Here is a 24,949-nt window from a genome sequence, read left to right as displayed (position 1 = left end):
TCGCTTGGGTTATCGATTACCCACATCGGTATCAATCCCGTTTCCGTGAGTCAAGCCGTGACAGCCGCTGCTGCTCCAGCTCAGTCGATTTCCTCGGGGATGAAGCCGCCGGTCTGGCGCTTCCACAGTCGGGCAAACAGGCCGTCCTGCTCGACCAGTTCCTCCGGCCGGCCTTCTTCCACGATGCGTCCGTGGTCGAGCACGACGATCCGGTCCATCCTGGCGATGGTTGAGAGGCGATGCGCGATGGCAATAACCGTCTTACCCTCCATGACAAGATTCAGCCTTTCCTGGATGGCGGCTTCGGATTCGCTGTCGAGTGCGGAAGTCGCCTCATCGAGGACAAGGATCGGCGCGTCCTTCAGCAGCACGCGGGCGATGGCGACGCGCTGGCGCTGGCCGCCAGACAATTTGATGCCGCGATCGCCGACGAAGGCCTCATAACCCTTCCGACCTTCGCTGTCTGTGAGATCGGCGATGAAGGCATCGGCGCTTGCCATCTTCGTCACCCTTTCGATCTCTTCCTGCGTCGCCTCCGGCCGGCCGTAGCGGATATTGTCGCCGACTGAACGGTGCAGCAGCGCGACATCCTGGGCGATCACGCCGATCGCGCGACGAAGGCTTGATTGGGTCACCGCGCGAATGTCCTGGCCGTCGATCAGGATCGCGCCTTCCTTGATATCGTAAAAGCGCAGGAGCAGGTTTGCGAGCGTTGTCTTGCCTGCCCCGGAGAGGCCGACCAGCCCGACCTTCTCGCCAGGCCGGACCGTCAGCGACAGTTTCTCGATTACAGCTTTGCCGGACTTATAGGCGAAGCGGACGTTTTCGAAACGGATCTCACCCCGTTCCACTTTGAGTTCGCTCGCATCCGGCCGATCGGTGATCGTCGGCGGTGTCGTCATGACGGGCATGGCATCCTTGATCGTGCCGATCGCCTGGAAGATCTGTTGACCCATCTGCAGGAAGACGAAGATCTGCGACGACAGCCGGTTGAGAATGTAGACCGCGCCGACGAACTCGCCGACCGTGAGGAAGCCATTGACCAGGCCGGAAAATCCGATCGCCAGCATGGTCAGCCACAGCAGCGTGTTGAGGATGACGACTGTCACCTCTGACGAGCGGTAGATGCGCTGCTCGCTGTGCTGCGTCTGCACGGCCTTGCCGATGATGCGCCGGATTGCGCCAGCCTCGCTATCTTCGGCCGCGAACTGCTTGATCATCTGCATGTTGGTGTAGAGATCGGTAATGGCGCCGGCGACCAGGCTGCGCTGCTTGGCGGTGCGGCGCGAGCGCTCTACAAAGATCGGCACGACCCGGGCGGTGAAGGCAATGTTGAACGCGATCCAAACGACGACAGGCAAAGCAAGCTGCCAGGCGAGCGCGCTCAGCAAGATCACCGAGCCTATGAGTTGCATCAGGAAGCGCGGGATGGATTGGAAGCCGGCAAGGATCTGCTGCTGGACGGCGGAGGAAACCTGCTGCAGCCGCGAGGAAACCTGGCCGGCATAGAGATCGTGGAAGAAGGCGAGATCCTGCCGCTCGACAGCCTTGTGGCCCTGCCATTGAATGGCAGCCGGCATTGCGATGCCTAACGTATGCGAATTCAGCGTATTGAGCACGAAGGACACCATCGGCATGACTGGAAAGATCAGGACGCCGAGAACGGTCAGCAGCCGCCATTCATTGCGCAGGAAGGCGGAAGCACCCTGCTCGGTCACGCCGTCGACAATGATCGAAAGCCCCCAGACGATCGTCAGGTTGATCGCCTCCATCGCCATCGAAGACAGCGCCAGCGCAATCAGCACGCCGCGGAACATCTCGATGAAATGCAAAAGCACCGTCACCGGCCCCTTTGAGGGCAGCGGCCGGTAGGGAATATCGAGCGGCCGGATCAGCGTTTCGAAGGGACGGTAGATCGCATCTGAAATCGACATGGGCCACTCGGTCAAGTGTTGGGAGAACGGGCGAGGGACTCAAGGCTACGCAGGCAGGGATAGGACCACCTAGCTGCTGCAATCTCAACGAGAATTTTGGTGAATGGTGGGGACGGAAGGCTGTCGGGAGAAGAGGGACCAAGCGGCTTGATTATAAAAAACCCCGCCGAAGCGGGGTTCTTTAGGCAAGAAAGCCGGTCAGTTGTTATGCGCTGCGCAGGCTTCGTCCATCGGGGTAGCGTTGCTTTTGCCGCCCTGCGTCTGGAGATTGTCGGAGTTGTTTACCGGATCGGGGCATTTGACCTTGTCCGTTTTCATTGTGCCGCCGGTGGTTGAGCCGGTCGTGGTGGTATCAGTGGCCATCGGCTTTTTGGCTTTCGTGTCGCTGCCTGCGCCACCGCCCTGGTCGGCGGTATTCTTGTCGATCGTGGCGCCGGCCGGAGCCGGATTGGACTGGGCGAAGGCTGATGTCGCCATGCCGAGTGCGAGAAGCGAGGCTGCTACGAGTTTCATACGCATCCTGATATCCTCCTGGGATGTTGCGTGATTGACCCATCCACAACCTCGCCGGCACATCATTGTTCCGGAGCTGCTGACGACAAATTACGCCAGGTGCCCGGACCGATCACGGATCCGCATAGAGTGCTACTTCGTATAAAGCGCCCGCGACCTCTCGAGATGCTTCAGGAGCGCCATCTCCGATCCGTCGACGTCGTTGGCTTCGAGGCGGTCGACGATTTCGTCATGTTCGGCGAGCGTGAACTTTTCCTTGCCGGTCCAGATCAGCATCTCGGTGTGATATTCCTTCAGCCAGGCGAGCATCGCCTCGCTGACGGCGACGTAGATCGGATTGCCTGATATCTGGGCGATGCGGGTGTGGAATTCCATATCGGCATTGATGAATTCCTCAGCCCGCCCAAGCGAGGCGCGCTGGCGCTCGATGATATTCCTGAGGTCGCTGATGTCGTTGGCCGAGGCGCGCTGGGCCGCCTCGCGCGCCATGCCGCGCTCGAAGAAGATGCGGGCGCTTTTCAGGTGCTCCAGCGAATCCGCCGATTGCGACAGCATGATCTTGGCGGTGAGATCGACCTGCCGGAAGATAGATTTTGCCGTCAGCCGCAGGACCTTCGCGCGTTCGCCGTGCGAGATGCTGACGAGGCCCTTGTTGGCGAGCGACTGCATGGCTTCGCGGATGGCTGGCCGGCCGACGCCGAAGCGTTCCATCAATACCCGCTCGGACGGCATTTCATCGCCGGGCTGAAGCTCTCCCGAGGTGATCATCCGCTCGAGTCGATCAAACACTTCGTCGGAAAGCTTCCGGCGGATGATTTGTTCGATGGGTTGGGTCATGAGATCTCGCTGGCTCAAAATGTCTCCTCCTAACAGTTTTCCGGACCAAGGACAAAGCTTGGGACCAAAATTTGCGCACCCGAAAATTCCGCTTTCCATCGATTGGAATACTCATTATACCAGATCACGAGTTGATGCCATGGCAATCTGCCTGGCGAGAGGAGCAGCCGTCCGTCATGATGATAACCCTGACCTACCGCATCGAAACGCCCGGCAGCGTCGAGGCGATGGCGGACAAGATCGCAAGCGACCAGTCGACCGGAACCTTCGTACCGGTTCCCGGCGAGACCGAAGAGCTGAAAGCGCGTGTCGCCGCCCGCGTGCTGGCCATCCGCCCGCTTGAAGAGGCGGCTCATCCGACCTGGCCCGAGGCCGCACCCGGCACGCGGCTCCACCGCGCCGACGTCGACATCGCGTTCCCGCTGGAGGCGATCGGCACGGACCTTTCGGCGCTGATGACCATCGCGATCGGCGGCGTCTATTCGATCAAGGGCATGACCGGCGTCCGCGTCGTCGACATGAAGCTGCCGGAGGCTTTCAAAACCGCCCATCCCGGTCCGCAATTCGGCATTGCCGGAAGCCGGCGGCTGACCGGCGTCCAAGGCCGCCCGATCATCGGCACCATCGTCAAGCCGGCGCTCGGGCTGCGACCGCACGAGACGGCGGAACTGGTGGGCGAGCTGATCCACTCCGGCGTCGACTTCATCAAGGACGACGAGAAGCTGATGAGCCCGGCCTATTCGCCGCTCAAGGAGCGCGTCGCGGCGATCATGCCGCGCATTCTCGATCACGAGCAGAAGACCGGCAAGAAGGTGATGTATGCCTTCGGCATCTCGCATGCCGATCCGGACGAGATGATGCGCAACCACGATATCGTCGCGGCCGCCGGTGGCAATTGCGCCGTCGTCAATATCAATTCGATCGGCTTCGGCGGCATGAGCTTCCTGCGCAAGCGCTCCAATCTGGTGCTGCATGCGCATCGCAACGGCTGGGACGTGCTGACGCGCGATCCGGGCGCCGGCATGGATTTCAAGGTCTATCAGCAATTCTGGCGGCTGCTCGGCATCGACCAGTTTCAGATCAACGGCATCAGGGTGAAATATTGGGAGCCGGACGACAGCTTTGTCTCTTCCTTCAAGGCCGTCAGCGCGCCGCTCTTCGATGACGCCGATCGGCCGCTTCCGGTCGCCGGCTCCGGCCAATGGGGCGGGCAGGCGCCGGAGACTTATCAGCGCACCGGTCGTACCATCGATCTTCTCTATCTCTGCGGCGGCGGCATCGTCAGCCATCCCGGCGGCCCGGCGGCCGGTGTTCGCGCCGTGCAGCAGGCATGGCAGGCGGCGGTCGCCGACATACCGCTGGAGATCTACGCCAAAGACCATCCGGAGCTTGCCGCCTCGATCGAGAAATTCAGCGACGGTAAGGGCGCGTGACCGTCATGACTGAGCTTCTCGTCAGCTACTACGGCGATGATTTTACCGGCTCGACCGACGTGATGGAGGCGCTGGCTTCGCGCGGCGTCGAGACGGTGCTGTTCCTCGGCCTTCCCACGCCGGAGCTGCTCGCACGGTTCAGGCACTGCCGGGCGATCGGCATTGCCGGAACGAGCCGCAGCGAAACGCCGGCATGGATGGAACTGCATCTGGTGCCCGCCTTCGACTGGCTGCGCTCGCTCGGAGCGGCCGTCTGCCATTACAAGGTTTGCTCGACCTTCGATTCCAGTCCCGGCGTCGGCAATATCGGAAAGGCGATCGAAATCGGCGGCAAGATCTTCGGGCAAGCAATCGTGCCTGTGATCGTGGGCGCGCCGCAGCTGAAGCGATATACGGCTTTCGGCAATCTCTTCGCCGCCTATCAGGGCCGCGTCTTCCGCATCGATCGCCACCCGGTGATGAGCCGCCATCCCGTCACTCCGATGGACGAGGCGGATCTTGCAGTGCATTTGTCGAAACAGACCTCGCTCCCTGTTCTCCTCGCCGATCTCGTTTCGATCACGGCTGAAGATGCCGATCTGCGCATCGACGCGCTGGCGTCGAGCCCGGGAGGCATCCTGCTCATCGACGTCGATTCCGAGGCGACGCAGACCGCCGCTGGCCGGCAGCTGCTGCGCGTGGCCGGCCGCTCCGGCAGCTTCGTCGCCGGTTCGTCGGGGATAGAATATGCCCTGCTCGACGCCTGGCGGCGGATCGGCGTCATCGGCGAAAGCAGCACCGAATTTCCCGATCCCGGCCCTGTCGACCGTCTCGCCGTCGTCTCGGGCAGCGTCTCGCCGACGACCGAGCGGCAGATCCGCGCCGCCGTCGAGGACGGCTTCGAGGCCATTGCGCTGGATCCGCTGGCACTGGTTTCGGAGACCGGCGAAAGCGCAGTGGAGGCGGCCGTGCAGGCCGGCCTCGGCAAGCTCAGGGAAGGCAGGAGCGTCATTCTCTATACCGCGCTCGGTCCATCCGCCGACCGCGGCGCCGATATCGACAGGCTGCCGGGCGCGCGTCATCGCCTCGGCAGCGCGCTCGGCACGATCCTGCGCAGGCTGATCGAAGCGGAGGGGCTTTCGCGCGCGGTCGTCGCCGGCGGCGACACGTCAAGTCACGCGCTGCGGCAATTGAAGATCGACGCGCTGACGATGCTGCTGCCGCTTCCCCAGACGCCGGGCTCGCCGCTCTGCCTCGCGCATGGCGACTATCCCGCGACCAATGGCCTGCAGATCTCGCTCAAGGGCGGCCAGGTCGGCACCGACGGCTATTTCACACAGATCCGCGACGGGAGGAGAAACTGAGATGGTCGTCTGGGTCGGCACCAGTTTCAAGATGAACAAGACGCTGGAGGCAGCGCTCGCCTTCGCGCGCCGCCTCGCCGATGCGGACCCTGACCGCGATACCCGCGTGCAGCGCTTCGTCATTCCCTCCTTCACAACGGTGCGCGAGGTCAAGCGCGTGCTTGATGAAACCTCTGTGAAAGTCGGCGCCCAGAACATGCATTGGGAGGATGCCGGCGCCTGGACCGGCGAAATTTCTCCCGTGATGCTGAAGGATTGCCGGCTCGATCTCGTCGAACTCGGCCATTCCGAACGGCGCGAACATTTCGGCGAGACCGACGAAACCGTCGGCCTCAAGGTTTCGGCTGCGATCCGCCATGGGCTGACGCCGCTCATCTGCATCGGCGAGACCTTGCCGGAGCGCCACGAGGGTCTGGCCGATAGCGTGCTGCGGCGGCAGGTCGAGGCGGCCCTGCGCGGCGTCGGCACTGAGGCCGACAAGGCTCCGATCCTGCTCGCCTACGAACCCGTCTGGGCGATCGGCCTCAGCGGCATTCCGGCGACGGCCGATTACGCTTCGGAGCGGCACGGCAGGATCGCCGAAGTGGCGAAGGCCGTTCTCGGCCGCCCGGTGCCCGTCCTCTACGGCGGCAGCGTCAATCCCGGCAATTGCGAGGAACTGATCGCGCAGCCGCATATCGACGGCCTGTTCATTGGCCGCTCCGCCTGGTCCGTCGAAGGTTATCTCGACATCCTCGGCCGCGTCAGCGCGGCGATCGATCGCTCATCTCCACCCCAGACGGCGAGTGAAAGGAAACTGCCATGAAAATCGCGATTGGCGCCGACAGCGCCGGCAAACCGCTCCTGGACGTTATTGCCGCCCATCTCTCGGGCAAGGCGGACGTCGAAGTGCATGATCTCAGTCAATCGGGCTTCTATGCCGATCTGTCACAGCGCCTCGCCCAGACGATCGTCAACGGCGAACATGAGCGCGGTATCCTGTTCTGCGGCACCGGCATCGGCGTGTGCATTTCCGCAAACAAGGTTCCGGGGATCCGTGCCGCACTGACCCACGACACCTATTCCGCCGAGCGAGCGGTAAAATCGAACAACGCCCAGATCATCACGATGGGTGCGCGCGTTATCGGACCTGAACTGGCAAAGTCCATCGTCGACGTCTGGCTCGCCTCCGAATTCGACCCCAACGGCCCGTCGGCCGGCAACGTGGAGGCGATCGATCGGCTTGATGCGGAAAAACACGCGCCTTGAACACGCAAGTAGTGATATGGTGATTGACTCATCATACCAGTATATGATCCTATCCAGAACTGAAAAGGTGAGGAAAACATGACCAAGATTGCGCTCTTCGGGGCCGGCGGCAAAATGGGATACCGGCTTGCCAAAAATCTGAAAGGCTCGCGCTTCGATGTGCGCCATGTCGAGGTGAGCGACGCCGGCAAGGCCCGACTGAAGAACGATCTCGGCCTCGATAGCGTGCCTGTCGACGCCGCGCTCGACGGCGCCGAAGTGGTCATCCTTGCCGTGCCGGATACGGCGATCGGCAAGGTCGCGGCGGGTATCGTCGACAAGCTTGCGCCCGGCACCATGGTGGTGGCGCTCGACGCTGCGGCACCCTTTGCCGGCCACCTGCCAAAGCGGGACGACCTCACCTATTTCGTCACCCATCCCTGCCATCCGCCGATCTTCAACGACGAGACCGACATGCAGGCCAAGAAGGATCATTTCGGCGGTCTGTTTGCCAAGCAGCACATCGTCTCGGCGCTGATGCAGGGCCCGGAAAGCGCTTACGCGCTCGGCGAGGAGATCGCGAAGATCATCTGGGCGCCGGTCATGCGTTCGCACCGGGTCACGGTGGAGCAGCTCGCCATGCTGGAGCCCGGCCTTTCAGAAACCGTCTGCGCATCGCTGCTCGTCATCATGCGCCAGGCCATGGACGAATGCGTGGCGCGCGGCGTGCCGGAACAGGCCGCCCGCGACTTCCTGCTCGGCCATATGAATGTGCTCGGCGCGGTCATCTTCAAGGAAGTCGACGGCGTGTTCTCGGATGCCTGCAACAAGGCGATCGAGTTCGGCATTCCGGCGCTGATGCGCGACGACTGGAAGAAAGTATTCGAACCGCAGGAGATCGCCGAAAGCATCCGGCGCATCACCTGAACCGGCCCGGGGAGGCAAAGCCCTCGCCCGCAACCGCTCCGGAGACGGGGCACCGCTCCGGGGAGAACGGGGCGTCATTCACCACAGGGAGGAAAGAATGAAACTGACGCGCAGACTGACACTTGCAGCTTTTGCCGGCGCATTGGCGCTCGGAACGGCCATGCCGGCCTTTGCCGCCGATCTCATCGCCATCATCACTCCGGCGCATGACAATCCCTTCTTCAAGGCCGAAGCCGTCGGCGCCGAGGCCAAGGCGAAGGAACTCGGCTACGAGACCCTTGTCATGACGCATGACGACGACGCCAACAAGCAGTCGGAAGTGATCGATACGGCGATCGGGCGCGGCGCCAAGGCGATCATCCTCGATAATGCCGGCGCGGACGCTTCCGTCGCCGCCGTTAAGAAGGCCAAGGATGCCGGCATTCCCTCCTTCCTGATCGACCGCGAAATCAACGCCACGGGCGTTGCCGTCGCGCAGATCGTTTCGAACAATTATCAGGGCGCGCAGCTCGGGGCGCAGGAGTTCGTCAAGCTGATGGGCGAGAAGGGCAATTATGTCGAGCTCGTCGGCAAGGAATCCGACACCAATGCCGGCATCCGCTCCCAGGGCTATCATGACGTCATCGACGATTATCCGGAGATGAAGTTGGTCGCCAAGCAATCGGCCAACTGGAGCCAGACGGAAGCCTATTCGAAGATGGAGACCATCCTTCAGGCCAACCCCGACATCAAGGGCGTCATTTCGGGCAATGACACCATGGCAATGGGGGCGATCGCCGCCCTTCAGGCAGCCGGCCGCAAGGACGTGATCGTCGTCGGCTTCGACGGTTCAAACGACGTGCGCGATTCCATCAAGTCGGGCGGCATCAAAGCGACCGTCCTGCAGCCCGCCTATGCCCAGGCGCAGCTCGCGGTCGAACAGGCGGACGCCTACATCAAGAACAAGACGACGCCGAAGGAAGAGAAGCAACTGATGGATTGCGTTCTCATCAACGCCGACAATGCGGACAAGCTTGAGACCTTCGCCCTGACGAACTGATCAGCGGCGTTTGGCAGAGGGTGCGTGATCGCACCCTCTGCAATACGTTTGCAAGACCTCGAGGTTAACCCGGATGCTGAGAATGAAGGGCGCCCTGCTCGCTGCCGTCGTAGCGGCGGCCTTGCCCGGCTGTAAGATCATCAAGACGCCGACCGCCGAGGAGAAGGCGGCCGCAGCGGCGAAGACCGCCTTCGACCCATATGCGAAGGTCGAGGCGATCTGGCAGCCACAGGTGGTGCCTTATTTCGAAAAGCGCGCAGGCGAGCTGAAGGATGTCATGCAGCTCGTTGCCACGAGCCCTGATACCGCGGGCGAAAAATACGGCAACCCCCACAAGCAGAGCAGCTCGCCTTGGACCTACGCGGTGAAGATCACCGGCAAGATCGTTGCCGCCGATACGGCTTCCCGCGCGGCGACGCTCGACGTCGACGCGGACGGCGACGGCAAGGCCGATGCGAAAGTGCAGATCGGACCTGCGTTGCGCGGCACGGCTCTCCGCGACACGCTCGATTTCGTCAACTTCAACGAGTTCAAGAACCAGATCGAATGGGCGCAGTTCGGCAAGGCGTTCAACGAGAAGGCCAATACCGCCTTTCTCTCCGCTGTCCCTCGTGATGGCCTGGCAGGCAAGACGGTGACGGTGATCGGCGCGTTCCCTCTGCCGAAAAGCGGCGAGCTTCCGCTCGTGACGCCTTCGGAATTGAAGGTGGCGTCATGACGGCCGCAGAGATACATCAGGACGATGTCATCCTGCGCCTCGACGACGTGTCGAAGGTCTATTCCGGCATCGTCGCCGTCAAGCGCGCCAATCTGGAGCTGCGCCGCGGCGCGGTGAACGTGCTCGTCGGTGAGAATGGCGCCGGCAAGTCGACGCTGATGAAGATTATTGCTGGTGTCGAGCGCCCGACGCTCGGCCGCATCATCCTGGATGGCGAGCCCGTCTCCTTCGACAGCCCGGCCCAGGCGCAAGCGCACGGCATCGGCATGATCTTCCAGGAACTCAATCTCTTCGCCAACATGTCGGTGGCCGAAAACATCTTCGCAAGGCGCGAGATCACCCGCGGACTGCTCGGCATCGATCATAAGGCGCAGGTCGAGAAGGCCAACGAATTCCTGCGGCGCCTCGATGCCGGCATTGAGGCCGATGCCATGGTCGAGGACCTGCCGATCGGCCAGCAGCAGCTCGTCGAGATCGCCAAGGCGATGTCGCTGAACGCCCGTATACTGATCATGGACGAGCCGACATCGGCGCTTTCGGCGGCCGAAGTCGAAATCCTGTTCAAAGTGATCGCAGAGCTGAAGGCTCAGGGCGTCGCGATCGTCTATATCTCGCACCGGCTGGAAGAGCTGATGCGGATCGGCGATTACATCACCGTACTGCGCGATGGCCAGGTCACCGGCCAGGCGATGGTGCGCGACATCGACACGCGCTGGATCGTCCGCTCGATGATCGGCTCCGATGCCAAGGATTTCGCGAAATCCGTCACCCATTCCGTCGGCGAGGAGGTCTTCCGCGCCGAAAATGTCAGTCTTCCCCGGCCGACCGGCGGGCTTGCGGTCGACGATGTTTCGCTGTCGGTCAGGGCGGGCGAGATTCTCGGCATTTACGGCCTGATGGGCGCGGGGCGCAGCGAATTCTTCGAATGCGTGATCGGGCGGCATACGCATTCGACCGGCAAGGTCTTCATCGACGGCAAGGAAGTCCGCGCCCGTGACACGACGCGGCGCATCCGCCGCGGCCTCGCCCTCATTCCGGAAGACCGGCAGCGCGAGGGCCTGGTGCAGGTGCTCTCCATTGCTTCCAACCTGACGCTTGCGAGCCTTTCACGTTTCACAAGGCTCTTCCATATCGACAGCGGCGCGGAAAAGAACGCGATCCAGGAGGCGATCCGCGATCTCTCGATCAAGGCGCCGAACCCTGATTTCGAGGTCACCTCAATGTCAGGCGGCAATCAGCAGAAGGTCGTCATCGGGAAGGCGCTGATGACCAATCCGAAGGTGCTGCTGATGGACGAGCCGAGCCGCGGCATCGATGTCGGCGCCAAGGCCGACGTCTTCCGCACCATGCGCCGGCTGGCAGCCAATGGGCTCGCCATCCTATTTTCTACTTCCGACCTCGAAGAGGTCATGGCGCTTTCCGACCGCATCGCAGTGTTGAGCAACGGCCAGCTGATTGCCGTGTTCGACAGGGACGAGGCGACGGAGGAGGCCATTATCGCGGCTTCGGCCAAGGGACACGGACATCAAGGGAAACTCGCGTCATGATGGCGGCAACCTCCACCACTCTTGCGCCGAAGGGCGCCAACGGCTCGGCGCTTCTGACGCTGCTGAAGCTCAGGACCTTCATTGCGCTTTTCGCCGTCATCATCTTCTTCGCGATCTTCGCGCCGAATTTCACGTCGACCGCGAACATGATCCTGATGTCGAAGCATGTGGCGCTGAACGCCTTCCTGGCGATGGGCATGACATTCGTCATCATCACAGGCGGCATCGACCTCTCGGTCGGATCAATCGTCGGGCTCTGCGGCATGCTCGCCGGCGGGCTGATCCTCTATGGCATCGAGCTGCCGATCGGCTACACCATCTATTTCAATCTCTTCGAGATCGTGCTGATCACACTGTCGATCGGTCTCATCATCGGTCTGATCAACGGCCTCTTGATCACCAAACTCAACGTCGCGCCCTTCATCGCCACGCTCGGCACGCTCTACGTCGCCCGCGGCCTGGCGCTTCTGTCGTCGGATGGTCAGACCTTTCCGAACCTCGTCGGCCGGCCCGAATATGCCACGACCGGTTTTGATTTCTTCGGTGCGGGACGCATTCTCGGCCTGCCGGTATCGATCTGGATCTTGATCGTGCTGGCGCTCGCGGCCGCCTATGTCGCCCGCTCGACGCCGATCGGCCGCCACATCTTCGCCGTCGGCGGCAATGAACGGGCGGCGCGCATGTCCGGCATCCGAGTCGATGTCGTGAAGATCTTCGTCTACATGTTCTCCGGCCTCTGCGCGGCGATCGTCGGCGTCGTCATCTCCTCCGAGCTGATGGCGGCGCATCCGGCGACCGGCGAAAGCTTCGAGCTCAATGCAATCGCCGCGGCCGTTCTCGGCGGCACCTCGATGTCGGGCGGGCGCGGCACGATCGGCGGCACGATCATCGGCGCCTTCGTCATCGGCATCCTCTCCGACGGGCTCGTCATGATGGGCGTCTCCTCTTTCTGGCAGATGGTCATCAAGGGCCTCGTCATCATCATCGCCGTGGTCGTCGACCAGGCGCAGCGCCGCCTGCAGCAGCGCGTAACCCTCATGCAGATGGCAAAGGCAGGTTGAGATGACGGAATTGAAAGGCGCCCTGATCGGCTGCGGCTTCTTCGCCATCAACCAGATGCATGCCTGGAATGATGTCGACGGCGCTGACATCGTCGCCATCTGCGACCGTGATCCTGGGCGCCTAAAGATCGTCGGCGACCAGTTCGGTATCGAACGCCGCTACAGAGACGCCGAGGCGATGTTTGCCGATGGCGGCTTCGATTTTGTCGATATTGCCACGACAGTCCAGAGCCACCGCGCATTGGTGGAGATGGCCGCCCGCAACAGGGTGCCGGCCATCTGCCAAAAACCCTTTGCAAAGACGTTGTCGGAAGCGAAGGCGATGGTTGAGGCCTGCCGCAATGCCGGCGTCGCCTTGATGGTGCACGAGAATTTTCGCTGGCAGACCCCGGTTCAGGCGGTGCGAAAGGCGCTCGCTGCCAACGCAATCGGCAAGCCTTTCTGGGGGCGCTTCTCCTTCCGCTCGGGCTACGATGTCTTCTCCGGCCAGCCCTATCTGGCGGAAGGCGAGCGCTTCATCATCGAAGATCTGGGCATTCACACGCTCGATATCGCCCGCTATATCCTTGGTGACGTCAGTTCGCTGACGGCCCGGACAGAGCGGGTCAACCCCGGGATAAAGGGCGAGGACGTTGCGACCATTCTGCTCGATCATGAAAACGGCGCCACCTCAGTGGTGGACGTCAGCTATGCCACAAAGCTCTCGAAGGAGCCGTTTCCCGAGACCCTGATCGAGCTCGACGGTGCTGAAGGCACGATTCGCCTGAGCCAGGGCTACCGCCTCGAAATCGCCAACGGCAGGGGTACCACCACGATGGACGTCTCTCCGAGGCTGCTGCCCTGGGCTTCGCGGCCCTGGCACAATATTCAGGAGAGCGTCGGCGCGATCCAGCAGCACTGGGTCGATCAGCTCAAACGCGGCGAGGAGCACTCGACCTCGGGGGCCGACAATCTGAAGACCTTTGCGCTCGTTGAGGCCGCCTATGACAGTGCCGCTCAGAGGAAGACAGTCGATGTGAAGGCGATGCTGCGATGACCACTGATGCCTTCGCGCTCTACGGCACCCGCGCTCAGGAGAAGCAGCCGGTCCGCCTGACGGCCGGAAAGCTGACGGCCGATCTCGCCGACGGCAACCTGCGTTCCATCCGTTACGACGGGAGCGAGGTGCTGCGGGCGATTTCCTACCTCGTTCGCGACCGGGACTGGGGCACCTACAGCCCTGAAATCGCCAATCTCAGGATCGAGCAAAGCGGGGACTGCTTCGAGGTTGCTTATCAGGCTCGCTGCGACGGGCCGGGCGCAACAAAGCTCTCTATCGACATCCGCATCTCGGGAGGCCAGGGCCGGCTCGACTTCGAGGCCGAAGCCGTCACCGAAACCGGCTTCGAGACCAACCGCTGCGGCTTCTGCATCCTGCATCCGATCGTCGGCATCGCCGGTTCGCCGGCGACGGTAGAGCATGTCGACGGCCGCATTGTCGAAACGCGTTTTCCCGATCTCATCGAGCCCTGGCAGCCATTCAAGGACATGCGCGCCATCACCCACGAGGTCATGCCCGGGGTTGCGGCGGAATGCCGGATGGAGGGCGATACTTTCGAAATGGAGGACCAGAGGAACTGGTCCGATGCCTCCTACAAGACCTACGTACGGCCGCTCGCCCTGCCCTGGCCTTATCAAGTTCAGGGCAGCCAGCCTGTCCGGCAGAAAACCTCGCTCATCATCAGGGATGCCGGCTCTTCCGAAAAACGCTCCTCGGTCGTTACGCCGGGCGCGACGATCAGCCTCAAACTGGGAACGCGGACCGGCACAATGCCCGGCGTCGGTGTGATCGTGACGCCGGATGAGGCCGATGCGACCCTCGCGGCTGCGTCCCTGCTGTCTCAGATCGCGCCTCGCGAGCTTCTCTTCCATTTCGATCCGGATGCCGGGCACGGCGCCGAAGCGCTGAAGAGTTTTGCCGCAATCGCTGCTCTCCATCGCGGCCGCTCGACGTTGGAGATAGCGCTCCCCTGCAAGTCGTCGCCGGCGAGCGAGGTTGCCGAAATCGCCCGCCAGATGCAGATGGCGAAGTTCAAACCGGATGCAGTCCTGATCTCGCCTTCCGTCGACCGGCAATCGACGCCGCCGGGCAGCAAATGGCCGGACTGCCCTCCCCTCGAAGACGTCTATGCCGCCGCGCGCGCCGCTTTCCCCGAGACGCGCATCGGCGGGGGCATGCTGAGCTATTTCACCGAACTCAACCGCAAGCGTGTGCCTGCGGGTGAGATCGACTTCGTCAGCCATTGCACCAATCCGATCGTGCATGCGGCCGACGATCTCAGCGTCATGCAGACATTGGAAGCGCTGCCCTTCATCACCCGCTCCGTGCGCGCGATTTACGGCGATAAGCCCTATCGCATCGGCCCCTCGACAATCCCGATGCGGCAGAATCCCTATGGCAGCCGCACGATGGACAATCCCTCCGGTGGCCGCATCCCGATGGCCAATCGCGACCCGCGCCATAACGGCCGCTTCGCCGGGGCTTTCGCGCTCGGCTACGCAATCCGGGTGCTGGATGCCGGTCTCGAATGCCTGACGCTTTCGGCCCTGGCCGGTCCCTTCGGCCTGGTCGCGGGCCCTGATGAGCCGACCGAACAGGGCGGGCGTCGGCCACTCTTCAACGCTGTGCGCACTTTGTCTGGCTTGGCGGGCGCCTCCTGGCAGGAATGCGTCTCGTCTTCGCCCTCCGACGTTCTCGCTTTTATTGCCGTGGATGCCGCAGGCGCTAAGCTGCATATGGTCAACCTGACGTGCGAAGAGCGAAAGGTCGACTGCGGCGCATTGGGCGGAGATGTGCTGCTCGCGCCCTTCGCGATCGCGGTCTTGCCGCTGGCGCATTGACCTCCGGCGCGCCAGCCGCATCTATGCAGGTCGGAGCTCGTTAAGGGAGGATCGGCGTGAAGACGAAGAAGCTTATCAATGCAGGCGCGGATGCGGTCGACGAGATGCTGCAAGGGATTCTTGCGGCACATCCCGACCACCTCTATGCGGTGGAAGACATGCCGCGCGCGATCATCGCCAGAAACGGCCCGCGCAAGGGCAAAGTCGGGCTGGTGATCGGCGGCGGCTCGGGACACGAGCCGACCTTTCTCGGCTACGTCGGCAAGGGACTGGCGGATGCGGCTGCGATCGGCAATGTCTTCGCCTCGCCGCCGCCCGATCCGATCATGGCCTGCGCGAGGGCGGTCGACGGCGGCGCCGGCGTGCTGTTCATGTACGGCAATTATGCCGGCGACGTGATGAACTTCGACATGGCTGCCGAAATGCTGGCGCTCGACGAAATCGAGGTCCGCACCGTGCTTACGACCGACGATGTGGCGTCGGCCCCTTCCGATCAGGGGGAGAAGCGGCGCGGCGTGGCCGGCAATGTCTTCATCTTCAAGGTCGCTGGTGCTGCCTGCGACCTGCTTTATTCCTTCGACGAAGTCGAGCGCGCCGCCCGCCACGCCAATGCGCGAACCTATACAATGGGGGTTGCGCTCTCGCCCTGTTCGCTGCCCCAGACATTGAAACCGAACTTCCAGATCGGCGAGGACGAGATGGAGATCGGCATGGGCATCCATGGCGAGCCGGGCACGGCCCGCGGTCCGCTGAAGTCTGCCGACGTCGTGACCGACGAATTGATGGACAACATTCTCCGGGAAATGAAGGCAGATCGGGGCGACCGTGTCGCCGTGCTCGTCAATTCGCTCGGCTCCACGCCGATGATGGAGCTCTACATCATGATGAGGCGCGTGAAGGCGCGGCTCGATGATGCCGGGCTCATCATCCATACTTCACTCGTCGGCAATTACTGCACGTCGCTCGAGATGGCCGGAGCGTCCGTCACGCTCATGCATCTCGACGACGAGCTTCGGCGGTTGATCGACCATCCCTGCGATTGCGCCATGTTCAAGAGGTGATCGATGGCAATCTCCACCAAAGACCTGCAGCGCCTGTTTGTCCTGATCGCCGATGATATTGCGGCGCATCGCGACCATCTTTGCGAACTGGACGGCGTCATCGGCGACGGCGATCATGGCCTTGCCATGGATGCGGGCTGCGAGGCGGCGGCCAAGGCCGTCGGCGCGCTCGACCCCGCGCAGACTGCGCCGACAGCCGCCTTCAACGCCGCGGCAAAAGCATTCCTGAATGCGGTCGGCGCATCGTCCGGCCCGCTCTATGCCACAGCCTTCATGCGCGCCGGCGCCGCCGTCAAGGACAAGTCCGACCTCAGCGACGACGACTTCCGGCGTGCTTTCGCGGCGATGGCGCAGGGCATCCAGGAACGCGGCAAGGCCGAGCCCGGCGAGAAAACCATGGTGGACACCTGGCGGCCCGCGGCCGACGCCGCCCTCGCTCCTGCGTCCGGGACGTCCCTCTCCGAAGCTCTCGACATGGCAGAGCGGGCAGCGCGCCAAGGCTCAGAAGCGACCAGGAACATGACGGCGGCCAAGGGGCGGGCATCGCGGCTGGGGGAGCGGGTGATCGGGCATATCGATCCCGGCGCTGCTTCGGCTGCGATCATCATCGCTTCGATCGCAAAATTCGCGCGGCAGCATAATGGTTAGCTCATCATACCAGTTGACATGCTAATCATTACCTGCGACAAGGAGCCCGGCTTTACAAGAGGAGGACGTAATGCTGACCCTTTCCGCGAAATTGAAGACTGCGAGCATCATCGCGATCGCCATGGCGTCTTTCGCCGCCAGGCCGGTTCTCGCCGAAGACATCACCCTCTGGACCCTCAACTTCGACAACAATGCCGCCAACACGGCGCTGAAGAAGGCGGCTTCGGATTTCGAAGCAGCAAATCCCGGAACGCATGTCGAAATCGTCCAGCGCGCCGTCGACGAGCACAAGACGGCGCTGCGCGTCGCTGCCGGCTCCGACAAAGGCCCCGACATTTACTTCAGCTGGGCGGGTCTCGGCCTCGGCGGCGAATATGTGAAGGCCGGCCTCTCCCTGCCGCTCGACAAATATTACGCCGAATACAAGTGGACCGACGAATTGCTGCCGTCGGCAGCGGCTTTCGCCGACCTCTATCCGGGCGGCAAACACGGCGTTCCCTTCACCTTCAAGGGCGAAGCCGTCTATTACAACAAGAAGCTTTTCGAACAGGCCGGCATCACCGAAGAGCCGAAGACCTATGACGAGCTTCTCGCCGCGGCCGAGAAGCTGAAGGTCGCCGGCATTCCCGCCTTTACCTTCGGCGGCACGGTCAACTGGCACGTCATGCGCCTGATGGACGTCATTCTCGAGACCAAGTGTGGCGCTGAGAAGCACGACGCGCTGAAGGCGATGACGCTGGACTGGACCAAGGAGCCCTGCGCGGCGGATTCCTTCGCCGAATTTGCCAAGTGGACGAAGGACTATACGCTGCAGCCCTTCATGGGCATCGACAACAAGCAGTCCTACAGCCTCTTTACCGCCGGCCGCGCGGCGATGATGCTCGAAGGCGACTGGCTGGTCAGCCAGATGAACGGCTCGGGCGCCAATCTCGACGATTACGGCATCTTCCCCTTCCCCACCAATACCGAGCGCCTCTACGGCTTTGCCGAGTACAATTACATCAGCACCAAGAGCAAGAATCCCGACATCGCCGCCAAGTTCCTCGACTATTTCCTGTCGACCAAGGTACAGCAGGACCTGCTCGGCCAGCTGAGCTCGACCTCGGTCAACAAGAACGTGCAATATGCCAACCAGAAGCCGCTCGAAGCGGAGTGGCTCGGCATCTTCCAGAAATACGGCAAGGTCTACATGAACGGCGACCAGGCCTTCCCGCTCGACGTGACGACGGAATATTTCCGCGTTATCAATGACGTTGCCTCGGGCAATACCGAGCCGGCCGAAGCGGCCAAGCAGCTGCAGAGCTTTATCGCCAGCAGAAGCTGATTCCTCCCAAGCACCAGCCGATCGATCGCGATGTCGATCGGCTGCACATTCTTTTCGTGAGCTGGCTGCAAGCGCCGCGCCAGGAGGAAAGCATGTCACTTCGACAATCGACACATGACCCGCGTGCACAAGCGCTCATCCTGCTCGTGCCGGCACTGGCGATCTATGCGGTCTTTGCGCTCTACCCGATGCTGAACGTCGTGATCCTGAGCTTCCAGAAATGGAACGGCCTCGATCCCAACCGGCAATTCGTCGGCATTGCCAATTATTCGGCGATCTTCACCAAAGATCCGGTCTTCTGGGTGGCCTTCCGCAACACGGTGATCTGGACCGCAATGAGCCTGATCTTCCCGCCGATGGTCGGGCTGCTCCTGGCGCTCAGCCTCAACCAGAAAATCTTCGGCCGCAACGGCCTGCGCGCCATCTTCTACCTGCCCGTCATCATCGCGCCGATTGCCGTCGCCACCATGTGGAAGTGGATGTACGACCCCTTCTTCGGCCTCTTCGCCCAGCTGCTGACCTCCTGGGGAATGCAGGGTTGGATCAAGGACTGGCTTGGGAATAGGGATATCGCTCTTTACTCCGTCTTCGTCGCCTATCTCTGGCAGACGGTCGGCTTCTCGATGGTGCTGTTCCTGGCGGGCCTGCAGAATGTCTCGCAGACGCTGGTCGAGGCCGCCCGCATCGACGGCGCCGGCCGCTGGGCCGTGTTCAAGCATGTGACGCTGCCGGCGTTGCGCCCGACGATCACCATCGTACTCGTCCTTTCCACCATCTCGTCGCTGAAAGCCTTTGATATTGTCTACGGCCTGACCGGCGGCGGCCCGGCCCAGTCCACCCAGATGCTGGCGCTCTGGGCCTTTACGCAGGCCATGCAGATCTTCGATTTCGGCCGGGGTGCGGCGATCTCCGTCGTGCTGCTGCTGATCACCATGGCCGTCGTCATTCCCTATTTGAGATGGACCCAAAAGCACGAGGAGGTCGAATCGTGACAGCAGTATCGAGCGACCACGCCGCCGTGAACCTGGAAGTCCGGCCGTCGTCGATGAAGCGGGACCCCGTCCTGATTGGTCTCTGGATCGCGCTCGTCCTCGTGGCGCTCGTCTGGGTCGCGCCCTTCGTCTTCATCGTCTTCACCTCGCTGAAGTCGCCGGCGGCTGTGACGAGCACGGGCGCCTTCATGCCGCCCACCGAGCTTGCCTATGACAATTACAGCGCTGCCTGGAGCCGCGGCAATTTCGCCAACTCCTTTTTCAACAGCGTGATCATCACCGTCATCAAGGTGCCGCTCGGCCTGTTTCTTTCGGCCATGGCCGCCTATGCGCTGGCCAAGATCAGGCTGAGGATCAGCAAGGCGCTGCTGCTCCTCGTCGTCTTCGGCACGATGATCCCTTTCCAGGTGATGCTGGCGCCGCTCTTCACACTGGTCAATTCCTTTGGGCTGATCGACACTTATCCCGGCGTCATCCTTCCCTACATCGCCTTCGGCGTGCCCTACCAGGTCTTCATCCTGCATGGCTTCTTCAAGAGCATTCCTAAGGAGCTCTCGGAAGCGGCGCTTATCGACGGCGCAAGCCATTTCACCATCTTTCGCAGGATCTTCCTGCCGGTGTGCCTGCCCGTGCTCGCCGCATTGCTCATTCTCGATTTCGTCTCCACCTGGAACGAATTCGCCATGGCGCTGGTGCTGCTGCAGGACCAGCACATGTGGACCCTGCCGCTCGGCCTGATGTCCTTCCAGGGCCAGTTTTCCAGCAATTACGGCCAGCTTAACGCCGCGATCGTCATGACCGTGCTTCCGGCGACGATCGTCTATCTCATGTTTCAGCGCTACTTCGTCTCCGGCCTCACCTCCGGCGCCGTCAAGGGCTGATCGCGGAATCATTTTACGAGGAGAGACAGAATGTCCGAGGCAACAGTCGAAAAATGGGGTGTGTTCGAGGCTTCCTTCGAGGGGCCTGCCGGCGGCAATCCCTATCTCGACGTGGCATTCGATGCCGTCTTCACCCATAAGAGCCGCGAAGTCCGCGTGCCGGGCTTCTATGACGGCAACGGTACCTACCGCATCCGCTTCATGCCCGATTGCGAAGGCCAGTGGTCGTTCAAGACGCGCTCCGGGACTTCGGCACTCGACGGCAGGACCGGCGCACTCACTGCAATCTCGCCTTCATCAGGCAATCACGGCCCGGTGCGGGTCCGCAACAAATTCCACTTCGCCTATGCCGACGGGACTCCGTTCCTCTCCTTCGGAACGACCTGCTATGCCTGGACGCACCAGCCGCTCGAAATGCAGAAGCAGACGCTGGAGACGCTCAAGAAGGCGCGGTTCAACAAGATGCGTATGGGCGTGTTTCCCAAGGATTACCCCTACAACGTCAACGAGCCGCTGCATGCCTGCTTCGAGCGGGGAGCCGACGGGAAAGAGGATTTCAACCGCCCGAACCTGGCTGCCTTCCAGCACTTTGAAAAGCAGGTCGCCGCACTCTGCGACCTCGGCATCGAGGCCGATATCATCATCTTCCATCCCTATGACCGCTGGGGTTATGCCGACATGTCGGCCGAACAGGATTTCCGCTATGTCGAATATCTGGCCGCCCGCCTTGCCGCATACCGGAACGTCTGGTGGTCGCTCGCCAACGAATATGACTTCCTGATCGACACCAAGCCGATGGCGCAATGGGACCGCTACTTCCACATCCTGGAGGAAAACGATCCCTACCAGCACCTGCGCTCGATCCATAATGGCGACGTGACGGCGAATTTCGATCACCGCAAGCCGTGGGTCACCCACACCTGCATTCAGAATCCCGACGTCAAGCGGACCCAGGAATGGCGCAACGCCTATGGCAAGCCCGTCATCAACGACGAGCCGGAATATGAGGGCGACATCCTGCAGTCCTGGGGCAATCTTCATGCGCAGGAGCTCGTGCACCGTTTCTGGATCACAATGGCGCGCGGCGGTTACGCCGGCCACGGCGAGACCTATTCCCATCCCGAGGATCTGATCTGGTGGGCCAAGGGCGGCGAACTGCGGGGCGAGGCATGGAAGCGCATCGGCTTCTTGCGCGACCTGCTGGAGGCCGACGTCAAGCACGGTCTCGAGCCGCTCGGCGTCATTGGCGAATGGCCCTGGTCGCGCGTTTCGGGCGCCCGTGACGGCGACGGCGATTTCCGCCTGATCTATTTCGGCGAGCATCAGCCGGTCGTCTGGTCCACCGGCCTGCCGGTCGATGGCGACGATTACGACGTCGATATCATCGACACCTGGGAGATGACGATCACGCCGGCCGAGAAGGTCGCGGCACCCGTTCCGCATCCGACCCGCCACGGTTCGGTCGTGCGCGGCGGCAAGCCGGACGCCGCCTTCGGCGTAAAAATCCCGCGCAAGCCGTATCAGGCGCTGCGCGTGCGCAGGAAGCGCTAAAAGAGTCGGAGGGATCGCAAATGTCTGGCTTGAGCATCAGAAACGTCAAGAAGTCCTTCGGCGCTGTCGATATCATCCACGGCGTCGACGTCGAGATCGCCGATGGCGAATTCACCATCCTCGTCGGTCCCTCGGGCTGCGGCAAATCCACATTGCTGCGTATGATCGCCGGGCTCGAGGACATTACGGCCGGCGAGATCAGCATCGACGGGCGGGTGGTGAACAATCTGCAGCCCAAGGACCGCGACATTGCGATGGTCTTCCAGAACTACGCGCTCTATCCGCAGATGACGGTCTCCCAGAACATGGGCTTCGCGCTGGAACTCGCCGGCATCAAGCGGCCGGAGATCGAGAAAAAGGTGGGGGAGGCCGCAGCCATCCTCGGCCTGCAGCCGCTGCTCGACCGCAAGCCGGCTCAACTTTCCGGCGGCCAGCGCCAGCGCGTCGCGATGGGGCGCGCCATCGTTCGCGATCCGAAGGTCTTCCTCTTCGACGAGCCGCTCTCCAACCTCGACGCCAAGCTGCGCGTCAAGATGCGCGCCGAGATCAAGGCGCTGCACCAGCGGCTGAAGACGACTATCGTCTACGTCACCCACGACCAGATCGAAGCCATGACCATGGCCGACAAGATCGTCGTGTTGCATGGCGGCCGCGTCGAGCAGATCGGCAGCCCGCTCGAACTCTACGACAAGCCGCGCAACATCTTCGTCGCCGGTTTCCTCGGCTCGCCCGCCATGAATTTTCTCGAAGGAAGCATCGCCGATGCCGGCAGCCCGGCGCTGGCGCTGAACGGAGGGCCGCGCGTGAAGCTTTCGCGGGCTCCGGCCAGTTCGGCAAACCGGCCGGTGACGCTCGGCATCCGTCCCGAGGATATCGCCTTCGGCGGCGAGACCGGCATCGATGCCGTGGTCAAGGTGGTCGAGCCGACGGGATCGGAAACCCATGTCGCCGTCGAAGTCGACGGCAGGGAGTTGACCTGGGTCGTGCGCGAACGTGTCGAGCTCGCGCCGGAACAGCGGGTGAAGCTTTCCTTCGAAACATCGAAGGTCCATTTCTTCGACCAGCAGACGCAGCAGCGTTTGAACGCTTGATCGGCTCTCGTTTGATCGCGCTCCGACGATGGGTCAGTACCCTCGAATTGAGGATGAAGGACGGCCGCGCCAGCTTCGGTGAAGACCTTACCGGACGTCTTATGGAAGCGACACAGCATGGGGCTACTGCCCGTCTTGCGCCGATCTGTTCAAGCCCTTGGCGTGTTGCGGGCCACCAGGCGCGGGCGTATTATGACTTTAGGATTGGACCAGGGAGCGATGCGGGATGCTCGCGCACGGAGGTCCTGATGAATACGTCACCTTCACACGGCCGCGACCCAAAAACGGTGCCACCCGCGGAGATCTTAGCCCGGCAGGTTCACGAGTTGACCGTCCAGGCTGATGTCATCGCCTTGCTGCCCGACCCGGCGACTGCTCGCATCTGCCTCGATATTGCGGAGGACGCCGCTCGAGCCATCAATGGCAGCATGGCGGCCGCCCATGTCGGTGCAGATCCGGAATGGATGGTCGCCGCGCCCGAAGAAATCGACTTGCAGATGCTGCGAGACATGAACGAGGGTTCGCCACAACAGCGCCTGGAGAGGGTGATAAGCGTCTTCGAGAGTTGGAAAGTGGCCGATCCGGACCGAAGCGACCTGCCGCTTGATGACTGCCGCGGTGATCTCGGCCGCTGCGTCACATCCGAATGCCACGATAGCGCACTCGTCGTCACCCCATGCTACGGCAACATGGATGCCCGCGACGCATTCCACGACCTGCTTTTCAAAGAACGCAAGCTCGTGCTCGTGCCGCCTGCAGGCGGCTATTCCGGTCATCTCCTCCAGCATCTCGTGATCGGTTGGAAACCGCACAATCACGCACGAGTGGCCGTCGTTGCCGCAAGGCGGTGGCTGGCGGTGGCGGAGCACGTCACTCTTTTGTGCGTCGACGATAAGCCAGATGGCAGTTACCAGTTCACCGCCAGGGAGCTACTTGCGCAACTCGGCTTGAATGGCGATGTCGTCGCGATCCGTTCGGAAAGCCGCTCGGTCGGCGAGGCCATTATCGACTTCGCAGGTTCAGCGAAGGCCACCTGCCTGTTGATCGGGGCCTTCAAGCACGGCTATTTCCTTGAACTGCTTATCGGCCGCGTCACTCGCCATTTGCTATCGCATCCAACATTTCCTCTGATGATGAAACATTAGAGCGGTTCAGCTTTTTGCGGAAGCGCTGGCCGCTCTCAGCTTTTGTATTTACGCCATTCCGCAGATTTCAGCCCAGCGGGCGGTCATATTCTCCGGTCGAAGAGCACCAGCGACCGGGTGTCCCTCAGGCGGAAGACCTGAGCGGGCCGATTGCTGGCCCGGCGCATTTCACCCTCGATCGGCTCCAGGAAATCGGCTTCCGCCATGCGTTTTCGAAAAGCCGATTTGTCGAGCTTGCGGCCGAGAAGGCTCTCATAGACCGATTGCAGCTCGCTCAATGTGAAACGGACAGGCAGCAGATGGCCGGGCAGGCTCGAATATTCGACCTTGCTTCGGATGCGGCCGAGCGCCTCCTTGAGCAGGGATGCGTGGTCGAAAGCAAGGGACAAGCCGACGCCGTCGCCTTCTATCGGCCGCCATTCGGCATCCTCAGCCATCGCTTCTTGCCGCTCTGCGACGTCGTCGGCCGAAAGCAGGGCGATGTAGACGATGCTGATGCTCCAGCCTCTCGGGTCGCGATCGCGGTTTCCCGTCGTTTGCAGCTGTTCGAGGTAGGGTGCTTCGACGCCGGTCTTTTCCTTCAGCACACGGCGCGCCGCCGCCTCCAGATCTGCATCCTCGTCGATATGGATCCAGCCGCCAGGCAGGGCCCGGTCGCCGGTGAAGGGCGCGTTCGCGCGTCGTACGAGAAGCACGGAGAGGCCGGCCGGCGACAGCGAGAAGATGGCGAGATCGACGGTGGCGATCGGTTTGAAGGCGTCAATATCGTGTGTCGTCATGATGGGAACATAGCAGGT

At 62.2% G+C, this 24,949-nt stretch carries 23 protein-coding genes; 19 read left to right on the top strand and 4 right to left on the bottom strand.

The window, feature by feature from the left end; translation table 11 throughout:
- Positions 1-80: 80 nt before the first annotated feature.
- The 3 genes from FFR93_RS21170 to FFR93_RS21160 all read right to left on the bottom strand — a co-directional run bounded on the left by FFR93_RS21170 (position 81) and on the right by FFR93_RS21160 (position 3,284).
- Positions 81-1,934 carry an ABC transporter ATP-binding protein gene (locus FFR93_RS21170; RefSeq protein ID WP_138394649.1) on the bottom strand — a complete coding sequence of 618 codons (1,854 nt, stop codon included), beginning with the start codon at positions 1,932-1,934 and terminating at the stop codon, positions 81-83.
- Between the two features lie 198 nt (positions 1,935-2,132).
- The gene (locus FFR93_RS21165) at positions 2,133-2,453 is read right to left on the bottom strand and encodes a hypothetical protein (RefSeq protein WP_064708399.1); all 321 of its coding nucleotides are present in this window, start codon (positions 2,451-2,453) and stop codon (positions 2,133-2,135) included.
- Between the two features lie 126 nt (positions 2,454-2,579).
- Positions 2,580-3,284: a transcriptional regulator NanR gene (locus FFR93_RS21160; protein ID WP_064708400.1), complete on the bottom strand. Its 705-nt coding sequence runs from the start codon at positions 3,282-3,284 to the stop codon at positions 2,580-2,582.
- Positions 3,285-3,460: 176 nt separating this feature from the next.
- On the opposite strand from FFR93_RS21160, the gene oiaX reads away from it, so the two are divergent.
- From oiaX to FFR93_RS21065, 19 genes are all read left to right on the top strand, one after another.
- A complete protein-coding gene (gene oiaX / locus FFR93_RS21155; protein WP_138394648.1) occupies positions 3,461-4,717 on the top strand; it encodes a 3-oxo-isoapionate-4-phosphate decarboxylase OiaX in 1,257 nt (418 codons plus the stop codon).
- Positions 4,718-4,722: 5 nt separating this feature from the next.
- Complete coding sequence (locus FFR93_RS21150) at positions 4,723-6,060, top strand: four-carbon acid sugar kinase family protein (RefSeq protein ID WP_138394764.1); 1,338 nt, start codon at positions 4,723-4,725, stop codon at positions 6,058-6,060.
- Between the two features lies 1 nt (position 6,061).
- Positions 6,062-6,865: a triose-phosphate isomerase gene (locus FFR93_RS21145; protein WP_138394647.1), complete on the top strand. Its 804-nt coding sequence runs from the start codon at positions 6,062-6,064 to the stop codon at positions 6,863-6,865.
- Entirely contained in the window at positions 6,862-7,308 is a 447-nt protein-coding gene (locus tag FFR93_RS21140; protein WP_138394646.1) for an RpiB/LacA/LacB family sugar-phosphate isomerase, read from the top strand. Before FFR93_RS21145 ends, FFR93_RS21140 begins: the two co-directional genes overlap by 4 nt.
- Positions 7,309-7,386: 78 nt before the next feature.
- Positions 7,387-8,214: a phosphogluconate dehydrogenase C-terminal domain-containing protein gene (locus FFR93_RS21135; RefSeq protein WP_138394645.1), complete on the top strand. Its 828-nt coding sequence runs from the start codon at positions 7,387-7,389 to the stop codon at positions 8,212-8,214.
- Between the two features lie 97 nt (positions 8,215-8,311).
- Entirely contained in the window at positions 8,312-9,253 is a 942-nt protein-coding gene (locus tag FFR93_RS21130; protein WP_064708405.1) for a D-ribose ABC transporter substrate-binding protein, read from the top strand.
- 73 nt (positions 9,254-9,326) lie between these two features.
- A complete protein-coding gene (locus FFR93_RS21125; RefSeq protein ID WP_138394644.1) occupies positions 9,327-9,971 on the top strand; it encodes a DUF2291 domain-containing protein in 645 nt (214 codons plus the stop codon).
- Positions 9,968-11,518 carry a sugar ABC transporter ATP-binding protein gene (locus FFR93_RS21120; protein ID WP_138394643.1) on the top strand — a complete coding sequence of 517 codons (1,551 nt, stop codon included), beginning with the start codon at positions 9,968-9,970 and terminating at the stop codon, positions 11,516-11,518. Before FFR93_RS21125 ends, FFR93_RS21120 begins: the two co-directional genes overlap by 4 nt.
- Complete coding sequence (locus FFR93_RS21115; RefSeq protein ID WP_138394642.1) at positions 11,515-12,579, top strand: ABC transporter permease; 1,065 nt, start codon at positions 11,515-11,517, stop codon at positions 12,577-12,579. The genes FFR93_RS21120 and FFR93_RS21115 overlap by 4 nt, the downstream gene beginning before the upstream one ends.
- 1 nt (position 12,580) lies before the next feature.
- Positions 12,581-13,615: a Gfo/Idh/MocA family oxidoreductase gene (locus tag FFR93_RS21110; RefSeq protein ID WP_138394641.1), complete on the top strand. Its 1,035-nt coding sequence runs from the start codon at positions 12,581-12,583 to the stop codon at positions 13,613-13,615.
- Positions 13,612-15,459: a hypothetical protein gene (locus FFR93_RS21105; protein WP_138394640.1), complete on the top strand. Its 1,848-nt coding sequence runs from the start codon at positions 13,612-13,614 to the stop codon at positions 15,457-15,459. The genes FFR93_RS21110 and FFR93_RS21105 overlap by 4 nt, the downstream gene beginning before the upstream one ends.
- A 56-nt stretch (positions 15,460-15,515) precedes the next feature.
- Entirely contained in the window at positions 15,516-16,520 is a 1,005-nt protein-coding gene (locus FFR93_RS21100) for a dihydroxyacetone kinase subunit DhaK (RefSeq protein WP_138394639.1), read from the top strand.
- 3 nt (positions 16,521-16,523) lie between these two features.
- Positions 16,524-17,168 (top strand): dihydroxyacetone kinase subunit DhaL, encoded by a 645-nt coding sequence (dhaL, locus tag FFR93_RS21095; RefSeq protein WP_138394638.1) that lies wholly within the window; start codon positions 16,524-16,526, stop codon positions 17,166-17,168.
- 70 nt (positions 17,169-17,238) lie between these two features.
- A complete protein-coding gene (locus tag FFR93_RS21090) occupies positions 17,239-18,492 on the top strand; it encodes an ABC transporter substrate-binding protein (RefSeq protein WP_138394637.1) in 1,254 nt (417 codons plus the stop codon).
- A gap of 92 nt (positions 18,493-18,584) precedes the next feature.
- Positions 18,585-19,484, top strand: coding sequence for a sugar ABC transporter permease (locus FFR93_RS21085; RefSeq protein WP_138394636.1), 900 nt, complete (start codon positions 18,585-18,587; stop codon positions 19,482-19,484).
- On the top strand, positions 19,481-20,365 hold the full coding sequence (locus tag FFR93_RS21080) for a carbohydrate ABC transporter permease (RefSeq protein WP_064708415.1): 885 nt from the start codon (positions 19,481-19,483) through the stop codon (positions 20,363-20,365). The genes FFR93_RS21085 and FFR93_RS21080 overlap by 4 nt, the downstream gene beginning before the upstream one ends.
- Positions 20,366-20,395: 30 nt before the next feature.
- Positions 20,396-21,916 carry a DUF5060 domain-containing protein gene (locus FFR93_RS21075; protein ID WP_138394635.1) on the top strand — a complete coding sequence of 507 codons (1,521 nt, stop codon included), beginning with the start codon at positions 20,396-20,398 and terminating at the stop codon, positions 21,914-21,916.
- A 20-nt stretch (positions 21,917-21,936) separates the two neighbouring features.
- Positions 21,937-23,007 (top strand): sn-glycerol-3-phosphate ABC transporter ATP-binding protein UgpC, encoded by a 1,071-nt coding sequence (ugpC, locus tag FFR93_RS21070; RefSeq protein ID WP_064708417.1) that lies wholly within the window; start codon positions 21,937-21,939, stop codon positions 23,005-23,007.
- Between the two features lie 248 nt (positions 23,008-23,255).
- Positions 23,256-24,152 (top strand): universal stress protein, encoded by an 897-nt coding sequence (locus FFR93_RS21065; protein WP_138394634.1) that lies wholly within the window; start codon positions 23,256-23,258, stop codon positions 24,150-24,152.
- An 83-nt stretch (positions 24,153-24,235) separates the two neighbouring features.
- Here the strand turns inward: FFR93_RS21065 and FFR93_RS21060 are convergent, their stop codons facing one another.
- Positions 24,236-24,931 (bottom strand): NUDIX domain-containing protein, encoded by a 696-nt coding sequence (locus tag FFR93_RS21060; RefSeq protein WP_138394633.1) that lies wholly within the window; start codon positions 24,929-24,931, stop codon positions 24,236-24,238.
- Positions 24,932-24,949: the final 18 nt, after the last annotated feature.

It is taken from the genome of Rhizobium sp. MHM7A (genome assembly GCF_005862215.1).
GTDB classification, from domain to species: domain Bacteria; phylum Pseudomonadota; class Alphaproteobacteria; order Rhizobiales; family Rhizobiaceae; genus Rhizobium; species Rhizobium bangladeshense.
The sequence above is the reverse complement of the archived record's forward strand: the minus strand, read 5'-3'. Positions and strand labels throughout refer to the sequence as shown.